At 34.9% G+C, this 14,912-nt stretch carries 14 protein-coding genes and 1 pseudogene; 7 read left to right on the top strand and 8 right to left on the bottom strand.

Translation table 11 applies throughout. From position 1 onward, the window contains the following. The first annotated feature begins 1 nt into the window (after position 1). Genes IPP61_16925 through holA form a run of 3 tightly spaced genes read left to right on the top strand, consistent with a single transcriptional unit; the run spans position 2 to position 2,080 of the window. On the top strand, positions 2 to 460 hold the full coding sequence (locus IPP61_16925; GenBank protein ID MBL0326826.1) for a dCMP deaminase family protein: 459 nt from the start codon (positions 2 to 4) through the stop codon (positions 458 to 460). Further along, positions 457 to 1,071, top strand: a complete 615-nt coding sequence (locus IPP61_16920; GenBank protein MBL0326825.1) for a DUF479 domain-containing protein — start codon at positions 457 to 459, stop codon at positions 1,069 to 1,071. The genes IPP61_16925 and IPP61_16920 overlap by 4 nt, the downstream gene beginning before the upstream one ends. Beyond that, the gene (gene holA, locus IPP61_16915; protein ID MBL0326824.1) at positions 1,061 to 2,080 is read left to right on the top strand and encodes a DNA polymerase III subunit delta; all 1,020 of its coding nucleotides are present in this window, start codon (positions 1,061 to 1,063) and stop codon (positions 2,078 to 2,080) included. The genes IPP61_16920 and holA overlap by 11 nt, the downstream gene beginning before the upstream one ends. Here the strand turns inward: holA and IPP61_16910 are convergent. From IPP61_16910 to IPP61_16890, 5 genes and pseudogenes are all read right to left on the bottom strand, one after another. After that, positions 2,064 to 2,597: an NUDIX hydrolase gene (locus IPP61_16910; protein MBL0326823.1), complete on the bottom strand. Its 534-nt coding sequence runs from the start codon at positions 2,595 to 2,597 to the stop codon at positions 2,064 to 2,066. The genes holA and IPP61_16910 overlap by 17 nt on opposite strands. A gap of 9 nt (positions 2,598 to 2,606) precedes the next feature. Next, positions 2,607 to 3,638: a hypothetical protein gene (locus tag IPP61_16905; GenBank protein MBL0326822.1), complete on the bottom strand. Its 1,032-nt coding sequence runs from the start codon at positions 3,636 to 3,638 to the stop codon at positions 2,607 to 2,609. Positions 3,639 to 3,694: 56 nt separating this feature from the next. Beyond that, positions 3,695 to 3,979: a hypothetical protein gene (locus IPP61_16900; GenBank protein MBL0326821.1), complete on the bottom strand. Its 285-nt coding sequence runs from the start codon at positions 3,977 to 3,979 to the stop codon at positions 3,695 to 3,697. A gap of 53 nt (positions 3,980 to 4,032) precedes the next feature. Then, positions 4,033 to 5,433, bottom strand: a pseudogene (gene fumC / locus IPP61_16895) (class II fumarate hydratase). Between the two features lie 176 nt (positions 5,434 to 5,609). Further along, the gene (locus IPP61_16890; protein MBL0326820.1) at positions 5,610 to 6,815 is read right to left on the bottom strand and encodes a nucleoside permease; all 1,206 of its coding nucleotides are present in this window, start codon (positions 6,813 to 6,815) and stop codon (positions 5,610 to 5,612) included. A 99-nt stretch (positions 6,816 to 6,914) separates the two neighbouring features. Here IPP61_16890 and truA point away from each other — a divergent pair, with 99 nt between their 5' ends. Together truA and IPP61_16880 are read left to right on the top strand one after the other, a co-directional pair. Beyond that, positions 6,915 to 8,123, top strand: coding sequence for a tRNA pseudouridine(38-40) synthase TruA (gene truA / locus IPP61_16885; protein MBL0326819.1), 1,209 nt, complete (start codon positions 6,915 to 6,917; stop codon positions 8,121 to 8,123). Continuing rightward, positions 8,120 to 9,079: a threonylcarbamoyl-AMP synthase gene (locus tag IPP61_16880; protein ID MBL0326818.1), complete on the top strand. Its 960-nt coding sequence runs from the start codon at positions 8,120 to 8,122 to the stop codon at positions 9,077 to 9,079. Before truA ends, IPP61_16880 begins: the two co-directional genes overlap by 4 nt. Here IPP61_16880 and IPP61_16875 read toward each other — a convergent pair. From IPP61_16875 to IPP61_16865, 3 genes are all read right to left on the bottom strand, one after another. Further along, positions 9,076 to 10,005 carry an OmpA family protein gene (locus tag IPP61_16875; protein MBL0326817.1) on the bottom strand — a complete coding sequence of 310 codons (930 nt, stop codon included), beginning with the start codon at positions 10,003 to 10,005 and terminating at the stop codon, positions 9,076 to 9,078. The genes IPP61_16880 and IPP61_16875 overlap by 4 nt on opposite strands. A 125-nt stretch (positions 10,006 to 10,130) precedes the next feature. Next, complete coding sequence (locus IPP61_16870) at positions 10,131 to 10,307, bottom strand: hypothetical protein (protein MBL0326816.1); 177 nt, start codon at positions 10,305 to 10,307, stop codon at positions 10,131 to 10,133. Between the two features lie 200 nt (positions 10,308 to 10,507). After that, complete coding sequence (locus tag IPP61_16865; protein ID MBL0326815.1) at positions 10,508 to 11,620, bottom strand: hypothetical protein; 1,113 nt, start codon at positions 11,618 to 11,620, stop codon at positions 10,508 to 10,510. A 57-nt stretch (positions 11,621 to 11,677) separates the two neighbouring features. Here IPP61_16865 and IPP61_16860 point away from each other — a divergent pair, with 57 nt between their 5' ends. Together IPP61_16860 and IPP61_16855 are read left to right on the top strand one after the other, a co-directional pair. Continuing rightward, complete coding sequence (locus tag IPP61_16860; protein ID MBL0326814.1) at positions 11,678 to 12,283, top strand: WbqC family protein; 606 nt, start codon at positions 11,678 to 11,680, stop codon at positions 12,281 to 12,283. Between the two features lie 51 nt (positions 12,284 to 12,334). Further along, positions 12,335 to 14,866 (top strand): ATP-dependent Clp protease ATP-binding subunit, encoded by a 2,532-nt coding sequence (locus IPP61_16855; protein MBL0326813.1) that lies wholly within the window; start codon positions 12,335 to 12,337, stop codon positions 14,864 to 14,866. The last annotated feature ends 46 nt before the right edge of the window (positions 14,867 to 14,912 follow it).

Here is a 14,912-nt window from a genome sequence, read left to right as displayed (position 1 = left end):
TATGATCAAACCAAAATTCGACGATATTTTCATGGATTTGGCTGTTTCTCTGGCCAAAAGATCACATTGCGTTAAAGCTCAGGTAGGTGCAGTTCTTGTCAATGAAACCCGAATCATTTCTATCGGTTACAATGGCCCGCCGTCTGGAACACATAATTGTGACGAAGATTTTGGGGAACCCGGATGCCCCAGAGACTCAAAAGGAAGTTGTTCATTAGCCCTGCATGCCGAGCAGAATGCAATTTTATATGCTACCAAGAACGGGGCAAAAGTAGAAGATTCTACTCTTTATGTTACACTTTCACCTTGCATAGCGTGTGCAAGAGTAATTTATTCTATGAAAATCAGGAAAGTTCTTTTCCTTGATTCTTATGCCAAATATAAAGGAATTCCATCTGACGAAGGTGTTGATTTTTTAAGACAGTTTGGCGTTGAGGTAATCCAATATACCAAAGAATGAATTATCTGGCTCATCTTTTTCTTTCAGGAAATAACAGAGGGATAATTGTTGGCAATATCCTTGAAGATTATATTACAGGACATATCGATCATCCAAAAAACGCATACATCCCTTTTGATATAAAAGTTGGGTTAAAAATGCACCGGATGATTGACACTTTCACCGATTCTCATCCTGTTTTAAAAGATTCCAAAGCCCTTTTTTATCCGGTAAACGGTAAATATTCTTCCATTGTAACGGATGTGTTATATGATCATTTTCTATTAAAAAACTGGCAGCTATATAGTTTAGAGGATTTTGAAATATTTCGACCCAGAATATATCAATCCATTAGGTATCGCGAGGATATTCAACCGGATCCAATGAAAAAGATGGTTGAATCAATGATAGAATATGATTGGTTAAAAAATTATATTACAACCTGGGGCCTGGAGAGGGCATTTCTCAATCTCAACAAAAGAATTAATAAACCTGAAGTGGATTTAAGAAAAAGCCTGAGTATTTTTGAGAAAAATTATGATTTCTTAGATCAACAATTTCAAATATTCTTCAAAGAGCTTCTGGAAGAATCAAGATTATTTTTGAAAGAAAACCCAATCGATGGCGAATAATTACCAACAAATAATTGGCAAACTAAACTCAAAAAGTCTCAAACCTGTATATCTTCTACATGGTACCGAACCTTACTATATTGATCAGTTTGCACAAAAAATTCTGGATATTGCCATTCCCGATTTTGAAAAGGGATTCAATGAATACGTATTATACGGTAAAGATATTAGTACCGGTGATATCATTAATTACGCCAGAAAATTCCCGATGATGGCCGAAAGGCAGCTGGTTTTAGTAAAAGAAGCACATCAAATTTCCGACCTTACCAATAAAGAAAATCAAACATTAATAGAAAATTACGTTAAAAATCCCCTTAATACTACCATTTTGGTCCTTGCATTTGGTAAGGCTCAGGATGAGCGGAAATCTTGGGTAAAAAGCTTTTTGACACATGGAGAAGTTCATAATTTCAAAAAAATGTATGATTATGAAATTCCTGATTTTATTATAAATTTTTGTGCAGGAATTGCTTTGAAAATAAGTCCCAAAGCTGTCCAGCTACTTTCAGAACATATTGGAAATAACCTCCAGTCTATTCATAATGAAATCAATAAAATTAAGTTAAATCTTAAAGAGGATGAAGCTATTGACGCCACAGCAGTAGAAAAATATGTTGGGATTTCGAAGGAATACAACGTTTTTGAACTTCAGAAAGCACTTATTGAGAAAAACTCTAAAAAATGCTTTCAAATAATAAAATATTTTGGCGACAACACCAGAGATAATCCCATTACTCCCAATCTGATAATTCTTTACAATTTTTTTTCGAAAGTACTTCTATTGCATGCATTAAAAAATCGGCCTGATAATGAGTTGGCAACCATTATGGGTGTGAATGCATATTTTCTTAAAGATTACAAAAAAGCGGCTCAGAGCTATTCTATAGGACAGTTAATGAAAGTTATTCATCAAATTAGAATTGCTGACCAAAAATCAAAAGGGGTTGAAGCCGGAATGACTTCCGAAGGAGATTTATATGTTGATTTGATTTTTAATATTCTGAATTAATCACTTTATCTGCCATTCTTAATATCGATTTTTCTTCTGAAAAATTCCTGATTAGAGTTATATCAATCCAGCCCAAATCGATAGTTTCATGATTTTGTACCAGTGGAATATTGCTATCAGCAAAAAATAAAAATCTTACATCAAAATGTTCGTGCTCAGGAACTCCTTTTCTTTCAGGAATAGTGTGAATATCTAAATCAAAAATTTCACCATCTGAAATAACAGAATTCAGGCCGGTTTCTTCCCAAACTTCCTTTTTTGCTACCTCAAAAACATTTGAATCTCCATCACAATGACCGCCCGGTTGGAGCCATTTATTTAATTTCTTATGATGAATTAAAAGAATTTTTTGGTGAATTTTATCAAAAATAAAAGCAGATGCTGTAATATGCCCTGCTAAAGATTCTCTGGAAAAACATTTGCTGTTTGTATTTATTAAATCAATAAACCGCATTTTAAATTCCGATTCTTCCTCAAAATCACTTTTGTAATTTTCTATTTTTTGTAATAACGTCATCTTAATTATTTAATCCCAAACTGCGATCCCATTAGGTTTGGAGCCCGTAATTATTTTTTTTAAAAGTTCTTTTTTGTTCACATCAAAGATCATGGCTGTATTTGATTTTTGATTGATTACCACAGCTTTATTATCATTATCAAAAAAGGCTATCTGATGAGGATCATTCTCAGTAGCAATTTCAGAGGTTTTATTCCACTTCCCTGCGTTTTTTTTATAAATATATACCTTGTTTTGGGATGGTCCCGCACAAATCCAAAGTTCCTGGGTTAAATCATTAAAAACCATCATGCCTGGTTTAAAAGGAAAATCAATATAATCGGTAACAGTAAGTGTAGAAATATTTACTACATTCAAAGAATTTCTCACCGCATTTTCCACAAAAACAACATCATCAGACCAGCCTTTCCAAACATTGGTTGGGTATGGGTCAATTTTGATTTCTTTTATAATTTCCTTTTTTTCGGTATCAATAACAGTTAAAAAGGAGGTTTCCCCACATGCTACTACTGCGTGTGCTCCATTATTAACAATTAGCAATTCTGTGGGGTCAGGTCCTACTGAGATTTCCTTTAATAGTGCATTATCAGACCGGGAATATATATTTACTTTACCGGAATGGCTCATTAGGCCGGTCCAAATCTCATCAGACTTTTTGGAAAATAAAGCATTATAATTGGCAAATGGCACTCCAAAAAATTGTTTTCTTTGACCTGTGTTTGAATCAAAAATACCTACATTTCCTAATGCAACCACAAAATGTAAATAGTCATGGGCGTCAGAAAAATCAAATTCCGGCAATGCTACCGAGAATTCAGTTTTATCATGATTAAAATAAATATGGTGAGCAAATGTATTTTCTTTGGATTGGAGAAAAAATTGATTCTTTTTTTCCAAAGTTTTGGTATCGATTAAAGTTAAACTGTTATCTCCGCCATTTACAATCAGAATATCACCTTTTTGTGCACCAAGGTTTTCAGAGATTTCTTCCTTTTTACAGGATATAAAAAAAATAAATAATAATAGTATTGATAATCGCATAAAAAAAACGTTGCCTTTTCAAGAGACAACGTTCAATATTAATAATAATTTTGAAATCATTTAGAAATCAGCCCGAATATCAATTTAGTTACTGATGAAAATACGAAACTAAAAAATTGAGCCAGTAGGCCTTTTGTTTTTTCAGATTCTTTAGCTTTATCAACAACTCCAGTCTCTGGCAACAAAGAAACAGTTGCAGAAAGGTTAGATTTGGGAGCAACAGAAGGTGTTCTGCTTGAATTTTGAATTGTCATTGTGGCTTTTGGATTATCAGCAATCCCAAAGCTTGAAAGCGAAAAAGTAGCAACCATTAAGAATAAATAGAATACTGTTTTTTTCATAATTCCAATTTTTTGATCAAAATTAATCATATACCCTTGATTTCCAAATAAAATCACTTAATTTTTCCTACCATTTCTTCAGGCTTAACCCATTGGTCAAACTCTTCCGGAGTCAAATAACCCAATTTTACAGCAGTCTCTTTGAGAGTACTGTTATTTTTATGGGCTGTTTGGGCTATTTCTGCGGCTTTATAATATCCAATTTTGGTATTTAAAGCGGTAACCAACATTAAAGAATTATTTACATGTTTGGTAATGTTTTCATGCAATGGAGCTATTCCTACAGCACATTTATCATTGAATGACACACATACATCTCCAATCAGGCGAGCTGAATGCAAGAAATTATATATCATAACCGGCTTAAATACATTTAATTCAAAATGACCGGTTGCACCACCAATATTAATGGCTACGTCGTTACCCATAACTTGTGCCGCAACCATTGTCATCGCTTCACTTTGTGTAGGGTTCACTTTTCCCGGCATAATTGACGAACCTGGCTCATTGTCAGGAATAAAAATCTCACCAATACCAGATCTTGGACCTGACGAAAGCATTCTGACATCATTTCCAATTTTCATCAGACTTACTGCAACTGTTTTAAGAGCCCCATGTGCTTCCACAATCGCATCGTGAGCTGCCAAAGCTTCAAATTTATTTTCTGCTGTTACAAATGGAAATCCTGTCAATGCAGCAATATGTTTGGCTACATTTACATCATAACCATCAGGTGTATTGATACCTGTACCTACCGCTGTGCCACCCAGAGCAAGCTCAGACAAGTGTGCAAGGGTATTTTTTATGGCTTTTATTCCATGATTTAGTTGTGAAACATAACCAGAAAACTCCTGTCCAAGTGTTAGCGGAGTAGCATCCATGAAGTGGGTACGCCCGATTTTTACAACTGACATAAAATCTTTTGATTTTTGTGCCAGCGTATCTCTAAGTTTTTCTATTCCCGGAATTGTCTTTTCCATCAAAATCTTATAAGCAGCAATGTGCATGGCAGTAGGGAAGGTGTCATTTGAAGACTGTGATTTATTTACATCATCGTTGGGGTGTAAATATTTTTTTTCATCCAACAACTCTCCACCTTTAATTACGTGGCCTCTATAAGCAATAACTTCGTTACAATTCATATTGGATTGAGTGCCCGAACCGGTTTGCCATACTACCAATGGAAATTGGTCGTCAAGTTTGCCTTCAAGAATTTCATCACAAACAATCCCTATTAATTTTGTTTTTTCTTCATCAATAACGCCGGCGTCAAGATTCGCTAAAGCAGCTGCCTTCTTCAAATAAGCGAAAGCGCTGATGATTTCCTAAGGCATTTTATTGATATCATGAGCTATCTGAAAATTCTCAATGGAGCGTTGAGTCTGAGCACCCCAATATACATTTACAGGCACTTTTACCTGCCCCATGGTATCTTTTTCGATTCTGTATTCCATTATTTTTTGTTTGAATAATTAAGCACAAATTTAGTATCTACCAAACGATATACAAATAATTAAAATCATATAATTGACAAATTTTTGCTTTAAATATTTACTCATTTTAATATATATAAAAACAAAAAAAACGCCATTTTGACGGTTTCTTATTTAATAAAATCTTCAAAATGAATTTAATTCTGAACTTTTTGAGTATTATCTCTAAAAAACAAAATAAATAATAACATAACAACCATCGCTATGTAGGCCGGTACCCACCAAACTGCTGTCCAGTTATGAATTGTAACCCCATTTTGAATAGTAGTATAAGCATCCAAAACCTTTCCTGATAATAATGAACCAATACCCATTCCAATGCCGTATGTGGCGAGTGTAATTAATCCCTGAGCCGAACTTTTTATCTTTTCACCTGCTTTATTGTCGGTATAAATCTGTCCGGTCACGAAGAAGAAATCATAACATACCCCATGAAGTAAAATTCCAATAATTAATATCCATTGACTGGAAATTCCATCCCCATAACCAAATGCTATAAATCTGATTATCCATGCGATTAAACCGACAATCAACATCTTTTTAATTCCAAATTTTTGCAAAGCAAAAGGAATTAATAACATAAACAACACTTCAGACATTTGCCCAAATGACATTTTGTTTTCAACGTTGCTTAGATTTGATTCAGTGAGTGACAGATTGGCATGAGCATAATAGAATGCCAAAGGAATACTAATTAAAACTGAAGAAATGAAAAACACCAAAAAAGATTTATCCTTAAATAAGACAAAAGCATCTACACCTAAAATCTTGGAGAGTGAAGTTTCTCCGGTGGATTTTGGTGGGGTATCAGGCAAAGTAAACGAGAAAATGGCCCAAACTACAGAGGTAATCATGGAAATTTTAAAGATATCAACTTTGTCACCTAAAGCATAAAATCCCACGATATTGGTGACTACAATCCAGGAAATTGTTCCAAAAACTCTGATAAATGGAAATTCTTTACCAGGGTCTTTCATTTGATTCATTGCAATCGAATTGGAGAGAGCAAGATTTGGAGCAAATGTTAAAGTGTAAGCCAGAATATACCAGAAAAATAAATCGGGGTCTTTGGTTTGAATGAGCAAATACAAAATTCCAGCACCAATTAAATTAAGAACACCCATCACTTTTTGTGCTGAAAAGTATCTGTCAGCAATCATTCCAACAAAAAACGGGGCAACGATAGAGGCAATTGAAAAAGTGGTATAAGCCCGTCCAATCTGATCCCCGGTGGCATTTAGTGCGGTAAAAAGATATTTGCCCATCTGACCATACCAGGCACCCCAGGTAAAAAACATAAGGAACATCATGACGATGAGTTGAATTCTGACTGTTAATTTCATTATTTATTCAAGGTTTTGTAAGAATTTGCAAGCTATCAAAAAAAATTATTGTGAGGAAATCCAAATGACGAAATGATGAAAATTCCGTAATTTTGGCCCATGAAGTACTTTCTGGAAATTTCTTATCTCGGAAAAAACTATTGTGGCTGGCAGATTCAGCCCAATGCTATTACGATTCAGGAAGAACTTGAAAAGGCTTTTTTTTTAGTTTTTTCAGAAAAAATTACAATAAACGGAAGTTCCAGGACCGATACCGGCGTTCATTCAAGACAACAATTTGCACATTTTCAAACTGAAAAAGAAATTGAAAACCCTGAACTTTTAGTCAATCGCTTAAATAAGATTTTACCACAAGATATTTCCATAAAAAATATTTACTATCTTTCTGAAGACGCTCACTCCAGATTTGATGCGGTTTCAAGAAAATATATTTATAGGATAATCCACAAAAAAGACCCTTTTTATAATGACATCGCGGCATTAATCTTTAAGAAACCTGACCTGGAATTACTAAATAAATGCTGTGAAATTTTAAAAAAACATACTGATTTTGAAGCTTTTAGCAAGGTAAAAACCGATGTAAAAACTTTTGATTGCCAAATATTAGAGGCTTTCTGGATATATAATGAAGATATTTTGGAACTTCATATCAAGGCCAACCGGTTTTTAAGAGGAATGGTGAGAGCAATTGTTGGGACTCAGTTATTGGTGGGTTTTGGAAAAATTAGTCTTGAAGATTTTGAGAGGATTATTTTATCAAAAAAACGGGAGAATGCAGGAATGGCTGCAAAAGCATTGGGATTGACCCTTGAAATGGTAAATTATCCCGAAGGATATTTTCAAAATGACATGATAATTAGAAAAATTATAGCTAAAGATATAGAAAAAGTAAAAAGCCTTTTCACTGAATATCAGGAATATCTGGGTATTTCGCTTTGTTTTCAGGACTTTCAGAAGGAACTGGACGAGCTACCAGGCAAATATGCTGAACCGGAAGGTAGTATTTGGATCGCCGAAAAATCGGGAGTTGAAATTGGATGTGTGGCATTGAGAAAAATTGAGGAAGGGGTTTGTGAAATGAAAAGATTATATGTAAAACCTGAATTTCATGGCCTGGGAATCGGAAGAAAACTTATTGAAATTTGTTTGTCAGAAGCAAAATTAAAAGGTTATCAAAAAATGAAACTGGATACACTCAAAAGGCTTGAAATTGCTGTTAATTCATACCAAAAATTTGGCTTTGAACTAACTCAACCCTATAATTATAATCCCGAAGAAGATATTTTGTATTTTGAAAAAGAACTATGACAGCCAAAACAGGTAGAAATATTTATGAAGCCAAAAGCTTGCTCGAAAGAGGAGAAGTGGTAGCTATACCGACTGAAACAGTGTACGGTTTGGCTGGAAATGCTTTGAATCCTGTTGCAGTTTCAAAAATTTTCTATGTAAAAAACCGGCCAACTTTTGATCCATTAATCATTCATGTTTCAGATTTAGATGTCATAAATAAATACACCAGGTCTTTTCCTGAAAAATTTAAAAAACTTGCTCAATTTTTCACTCCGGGACCCCTTACTTTTTTGCTCGAAAAGAAAGAAATAATCCCTGACATAGTAACTAGTGGTCTTTGTAGGGTAGCGGTCAGAGTTCCTGATCATATTTTAACTCTGGAATTACTTAAAAACCTGGATTTTCCGCTGGCAGCTCCAAGTGCCAATCCGTTTGGATATGTTTCACCCACGTCGGCCGGCCATGTTTTTGACCAATTGGGAGACCGTATTCCTTATATTTTGGATGGTGGAAATTGCCGGGTTGGGCTCGAATCGACCATTATTGGCCAGGAAACAGGAAAAACAATAATATATAGAAAAGGAGGGCTCGAAATAGAGAAAATTGAGGATATTTTACAGGAAAAAGTAATTCTTAAAGAACATTCTAGTTCAAATCCGCAGGCTCCCGGAATGCTGGAAAGGCATTATTCTCCCAACAAAAAAATTGAAATATTATCTTCGGCATCGCAGCTCAATAATGATGGAAATATTGGTTTTTTAGGTTTTAATTTACCACAAAACGAAATTGATATTAAAAATCAATTTATTCTAAGCAAAAATGGCGACCTGCAAGAGGCCGCCAGAAATCTGTTTGAAGGTCTGAGATGGTTTGATAAAACCAATCTGGAAAAGATTTTTGTGGAATTAGTACCCGAGCATGGTCTTGGACTTGCCATTAATGACCGGCTAAAGCGGGCAGCAGCCAAGTCTTAATTATCAAAAATCATAATTTCAATTCTTCTGTTTTTGGCTTTATTTTCCTCGGTTTCATTTGGAACCAAAGGCTCAGAAGAACCTTTACCGATAGTTTTTAACCTTTCTGAATTTATGCCTTTATTGAAGAAGTAATTGGCAACCACTTTGGCTCTGAACTCAGAAAGTCTCTGATTGAGTCTTTGGTCATTACCTTCATTATCAGTATGCCCGGCGATTTCCACCTTGACTTTAGGATTATCCTTCAAATATTTCAATAATCCTTCCAGTTTTGATTCAGCACCTGGTACAAGGATAGTTTTACTCTTTTCAAAATTGACTCCCGGGAGCGGATATTTAACACCTTTTTTTATATTTGTTACATCCAATACCGTTTCCACAACTGCAACAGGCTTCTCTTGAATTTTTGGTTCAATCACAGGTTTTTCTTTCGAGATGAGTTTCATAATATAACTCATGCCGGTAGCATCGGCCATTTTCAAGGCAAACATACCGGAATACTCCTGAAAACCAGGAATATTTAGCTTAATTAAATAGGAAATATCGGGTGAAATCTTCGCTGAAAACCCTTCATTTCTTGAAATTAATACCAGTTTTTCTTCTTTTTCAGTCTGTTTATTTATGAGTTTGATTTGTGAAGTCTTTATTTGTTCAGCATTAATTTCTTCACTGAATTTAAAATCAATGTTATAAAATTCCTTAAGTATTTTATATGATAACTCATTTCCATTGGCTTCACGTTTATCGATAGTTTTAACTAACTTTTTGTAAGCTTCCAGATTGGTTTCAACGGTATAAGTATTTGTATTTGACAGCTGAATTTTTGCTGATTCTTTAATTTTTTCTCTAAAAATCTCCTTTTTATTTGCTGAAATTATTACTTCAGGAAAAATCTTTTCTTTCGTAAATTCATCAGTGAATCTCACCAGATATTCATTACTTTCGGTGGAAACAAGACTAATAGATTTCGATTTTTCACCTTTTGAAATTTCTCCTGAGACCGTTTTGTAACCTTTTGCTGTTACTTCAAAAGAATAACTGTTTTTTGAATTTAATTTATCACATAAAATTCACCTTTCACAGCATCGTAAGTTGTTGACACCGGGATTTTATTCTCATCAAATATCCTGATTCTGGGTTCTGAAACAGGTAAAGTGGTTTGAATATCTAATACAGTGATCAAAATGCTTGAAAGTGTATCCAGTTTTTTCTTTAATAAAACCTCCAAAGATTTTTCACCGATTTTAATATTTCCCGTAAAATCGTAGTATCCGGGAGCAGAAACCTCATAGAAGTGTTTTTTATCTTCTTCAAGGTTTACTTTTTTTACATTTTTTGTGGTTGCACCCTGAATCTCAATGGACTTTTCATTAAAAACCTTAACCTGAGCTGCATTAACAGGTGTTCGGTCTTGTAAATCAAGAACAGTTAATATATACTCGTTAGATCCTTTTTCAATCTTAGTGTAAAAAAAGTAGAACCAGCATTCATTGATTTTACTATCAAACTTCCTGATTTATTGATGTATCCGTCTGCTTTACTGATCAGCTGGTAAGAACCCAATTCAGTGGGGTTAAAACCTACAGATTGACTTTCAAAAGATTTAATTGTAGATTTTTTCCCTGTTGGGCTTATTAATTCAAGGTTTGTCGAAATTCGTTTTCCGGTTTCTTCATCATAAACATCTATCAAAAAAGCAGCCGTTGGACTCATACCAAATCTCAGGATTTTGCCCGACAATTTGAAAGGTTGACTTAATTCAATATATCCTTCACTTACTACATTCAATAAATATTTGTCATCCCGATTGGCATCAAATTTTACTGAACCATTGGTCACCGGACCCTGGTAAACCACCTGACCAGTCTCCTGATGTGAAATTCTTACTTTTCCAGACTGCAGTTTTCCATTATTTGATTTATCATAAAGGCTGATTTCCTGTTTCATTCTGTTCTTTTCCAGCTCAATAATCAGCTCAGTTTGGGTTTGTTCCGGCGAAATTCCAAGTTCAACCTCCCGGGTATCATTTAAATACCCATCAGCAGTTGTTAAAAATTTATAAGTCCCTTTTTGTTCATAGAAATAATTGGCTTTGGGATGTTCCTGATCAATTATTTCTTTGGTTTTTTGATTGTGAAAATCAATTTCGATTGTTGAAGCAACAGGATCTTTTGTTTCATTATCAATAGTTAAAATCGTTAAGTTTCCGGAAGGTTTAGGATTCATTCTGAGCTCAATGAAATCTCCATCTGACATATCAGCTGTATCAAATCCTTTTTCTTCAGCATAAAACCCCGTTGCGGACGCTTTAACTCTAATAATTGTTCCGGCCTTGAATTCGTAAAAAGAACGTTTCTTTACAGTTTGAACAGGAATAACTTTACCATCCGGATGAGAACTGACTTTAATCTCATAATTATTGGTAATGGCATCACCAGTCACATCATTAATCAAAACAATGGTGATTCGAATGTTTTCAGCGGGTGAAGCAAAACAAACATTATTAAAAAGCACAAGAAAGAATGCAATAAGAAGCGACATTCTCTTCATTAAAAAACTGTTTATCTTTGTCAAAAAATTAATATCCTATTTAGGTACATGATTTATTCATCAAATTTTTTGCCATGTTTGGCTTTTATGAGCTCTATTTTGAAAGAAAATGATATTTCTATAAATATCGGGGAACAATATCAAAAACAAAGTTATCAAACCAGAGCATATATTCTGGGTCCAAATAAGGTAGATTTTATAAACGTCAACGTAAAAAAAGCCCCAAATCATACACCAATCAAAGATATAAAAATTGATTATAGTCAAAACTGGAATAATGTAGCCTGGAAGACCATTCAAAATACCTATAAAAAAAGCTCCTATTTTGAATATTATGATTATATACTGGAACCCATTTTTTCGAAAAAATCCGAATTTTTAGTCGATATTAATGTCTTTGCTTTAGAAAAAGTATTTCAGATTTTAAAAATAAAACCAAAAATATCGTTAGTAGAATATCCATTTTTGGAATATCAACATGAATTTCTTACTTTTAATGCAAAAAAAAGGCTTGATTTACCCGAAAATTACCTTTCGGTACCATATTATCAGATTTTTGGCAACACTTTTGAACCAAATCTCAGTATAATTGACTTATTATTTTCGAAAGGGCCCGATAGCCTTGAAATTTTAAGAAAATCGGCTTCAAACTAAAAATTGAACATACTTAAACAAAAAACTGTTTAACTTATAAAACATTATTGAATGGAACCCAAATTTTCGCAAAGAGTTAAAGAAGTAATTTCCCTCGCCAGAGAGGAAGCTTTGAGATTGGGGCATGACTACATTGGCACCGAACACCTGATATTAGGAATGATCAGAGAAGGGGAAGGTTTGGGGCTTGAATTAATACAAAAAGCCGGTTTAAATCCCGAAGAACTGCGTACTTCTATTGAAAGTTCGACCAGAGGCACTGCCACCAATACAATTAAAAATCTGGCCAATATTCCTTTGACACGACAGTCAGAGAAAGTTTTGAAAATCACCCACCTGGAAGCCAAAATCTTCAAATCAGATACCATTGGTACTGAGCATTTGCTTTTAGCTGTGTTGAGAGATGACGACAATCTGGGTTGTCAGATTTTGAATCGCTATCGTATCAACTACAAATTAATCAAAGAAATGCTCGAATATCAGTTGACCGGTCAGGAACCCACAATGGATCACCCTGATACCGACGATGATGATAAAACCTACGGTGGAAGCGGTGGATTCTCGAGCCAAAGTCGCGATCCCAAAAGTACCGAAAAATCCAGAACCCCGATTTTAGATAATTTTGGCCGTGATTTAACCAAAATGGCCGAAATTGGCAAACTTGACCCTATAGTTGGCCGTGAAAAAGAAATTGAGCGGGTAGCTCAGATTCTTTCAAGAAGAAAGAAAAACAATCCTATACTTATTGGTGAGCCCGGAGTTGGTAAAACCGCTATAGCAGAAGGACTGGCATTAAGAATTGTTCAGAAAAAAGTTTCAAGAGTTTTATTTGGAAAAAGAGTAGTTACACTTGATCTGGCTTCTTTGGTAGCCGGTACCAAATACCGCGGACAGTTTGAGGAAAGAATGAAAGCTGTGATGCTGGAAATTGAAAAAAATCCTCAGATAATTCTTTTCATCGACGAAGTACACACTATTGTGGGTGCCGGTGGAGCCAGTGGCTCACTTGATGCTTCCAATATGTTTAAACCTGCTCTGGCACGTGGGGATATACAATGTATTGGTGCCACTACGCTGGATGAATATCGTCAATATATAGAGAAAGACGGTGCTTTAGCAAGAAGGTTCCAAATGGTTTTAGTTGATGCTACTTCGGTAGATGAAACCATAGAAATTCTGAACAATATTAAAAATAAATATGAAGACCATCACAATGTGACTTATTCACAAGAAGCGGTTGTGTCAGCAGTTAAATATAGCGAAAGATATATCACTGACCGATTCTTACCAGATAAAGCCATTGATGTAATTGATGAAGTAGGTGCCAGGGTTCATATCAGGAATATTAACGTTCCTCAGGAAGTTTTGGATCTTGAAAATGCAGTTGAAGAAATAAAAGTTGAGAAAAATCGGGTGGTAAAAAGCCAGCGGTACGAAGAGGCTGCCCAATTGCGTGACAGAGAGAAAAAACTTTTGGAACAGCTTGAAAATGCCAAGCAAGCCTGGGAGGAAGAAAGCAAAACTCAGCGTCATGAAGTAACTGAAGACCACGTGGCTGAAGTAATTGCTATGATGACGGGTATTCCTGTTAAAAAAGTAAACATGAATGAGGGCGAAAAAATCCTGAAAATGGGTGATTCGCTTAAAGGCAGAATTGTTGGTCAAGATGCTGCTGTTCAAAAACTTGTAAAAGCAATACAAAGAACCAGGGTAGGCCTAAAAGATCCAAAAAAACCAATCGGAACTTTTATTTTCCTTGGACCAACAGGCGTAGGAAAAACCGAATTGGCAAAGGCCCTGACTGAATATTTGTTCGACAAAGAAGATGCACTCATAAGAATCGATATGAGTGAATACATGGAGAAATTCTCTATCTCAAGATTGGTAGGAGCTCCTCCGGGATACGTAGGATACGAGGAAGGTGGTCAATTAACTGAAAAAGTGAGAAGAAAGCCCTATTCTGTTGTCCTTTTGGATGAAATAGAAAAAGCCCATCCTGACGTATTTAATATCCTTCTTCAGGTTTTGGATGATGGTATCCTTACCGATAGCCTTGGAAGAAGAGTTGATTTCAGAAATACTATTATCATTATGACTTCTAATATCGGAGTCAGAGATTTGAAGGACTTTGGTGCAGGCATTGGTTTTGCAACCAAATCGAGAGTTGAAAATCAGGATGATATGGTAAAAAGTACCATTCAAAATGCCTTGAAAAAAACATTTTCACCTGAATTTTTAAACAGATTGGATGATGTAATTGTCTTTAATTCGCTAAGCAGGGAAGATATACATCAGATTATTGAAATTTCTTTGAAAAAACTTCTTTCAAGAATTACAAGTTTGGGTTATACCATGGAGCTTTCCGAAAAAGCTAAAGATTTCATTGCTGAAAAAGGATATGATCAGCAATATGGTGCAAGACCATTGAATAGAGCGATTCAAAAATATGTAGAAGATCAGTTGGCCGAAGAAATACTCAAAGGAACACTTTCTGAAGGTGACACTATTTTGGTAGATCATGTGGATGGTGAAGAATTGTTGAGCTTCAATAAAAAGCCAAAAGAACAGGCAATCGAACAATAAACCTTTAATACCATAACGGGCACGGAGTTTTTACTTCGTGCTTTTT

Source organism: Cytophagaceae bacterium, from assembly GCA_016722655.1.
Lineage (GTDB): Bacteria > Bacteroidota > Bacteroidia > Cytophagales > Spirosomataceae > Leadbetterella.
The sequence above is the reverse complement of the archived record's forward strand: the minus strand, read 5'-3'. Positions and strand labels throughout refer to the sequence as shown.

Bases quoted from the DNA above. Each gene is read 5' to 3' on its own strand.
- truA (MBL0326819.1), top strand. From the start codon at position 6,915: ATGAAGTACTTTCTGGAAATTTCTTATCTCGGAAAAAACTATTGTGGC.
- IPP61_16905 (MBL0326822.1), bottom strand. From the start codon at position 3,638: ATGCGATTATCAATACTATTATTATTTATTTTTTTTATATCCTGTAAA.
- IPP61_16925 (MBL0326826.1), top strand. From the start codon at position 2: ATGATCAAACCAAAATTCGACGATATTTTCATGGATTTGGCTGTTTCT.
- holA (MBL0326824.1), top strand. From the start codon at position 1,061: ATGGCGAATAATTACCAACAAATAATTGGCAAACTAAACTCAAAAAGT.
- IPP61_16855 (MBL0326813.1), top strand. From the start codon at position 12,335: ATGGAACCCAAATTTTCGCAAAGAGTTAAAGAAGTAATTTCCCTCGCC.
- IPP61_16890 (MBL0326820.1), bottom strand. From the start codon at position 6,815: ATGAAATTAACAGTCAGAATTCAACTCATCGTCATGATGTTCCTTATG.
- IPP61_16860 (MBL0326814.1), top strand. From the start codon at position 11,678: ATGATTTATTCATCAAATTTTTTGCCATGTTTGGCTTTTATGAGCTCT.
- IPP61_16880 (MBL0326818.1), top strand. From the start codon at position 8,120: ATGACAGCCAAAACAGGTAGAAATATTTATGAAGCCAAAAGCTTGCTC.
- IPP61_16900 (MBL0326821.1), bottom strand. From the start codon at position 3,979: ATGAAAAAAACAGTATTCTATTTATTCTTAATGGTTGCTACTTTTTCG.
- IPP61_16865 (MBL0326815.1), bottom strand. From the start codon at position 11,620: ATGTCGCTTCTTATTGCATTCTTTCTTGTGCTTTTTAATAATGTTTGT.
- IPP61_16910 (MBL0326823.1), bottom strand. From the start codon at position 2,597: ATGACGTTATTACAAAAAATAGAAAATTACAAAAGTGATTTTGAGGAA.
- IPP61_16920 (MBL0326825.1), top strand. From the start codon at position 457: ATGAATTATCTGGCTCATCTTTTTCTTTCAGGAAATAACAGAGGGATA.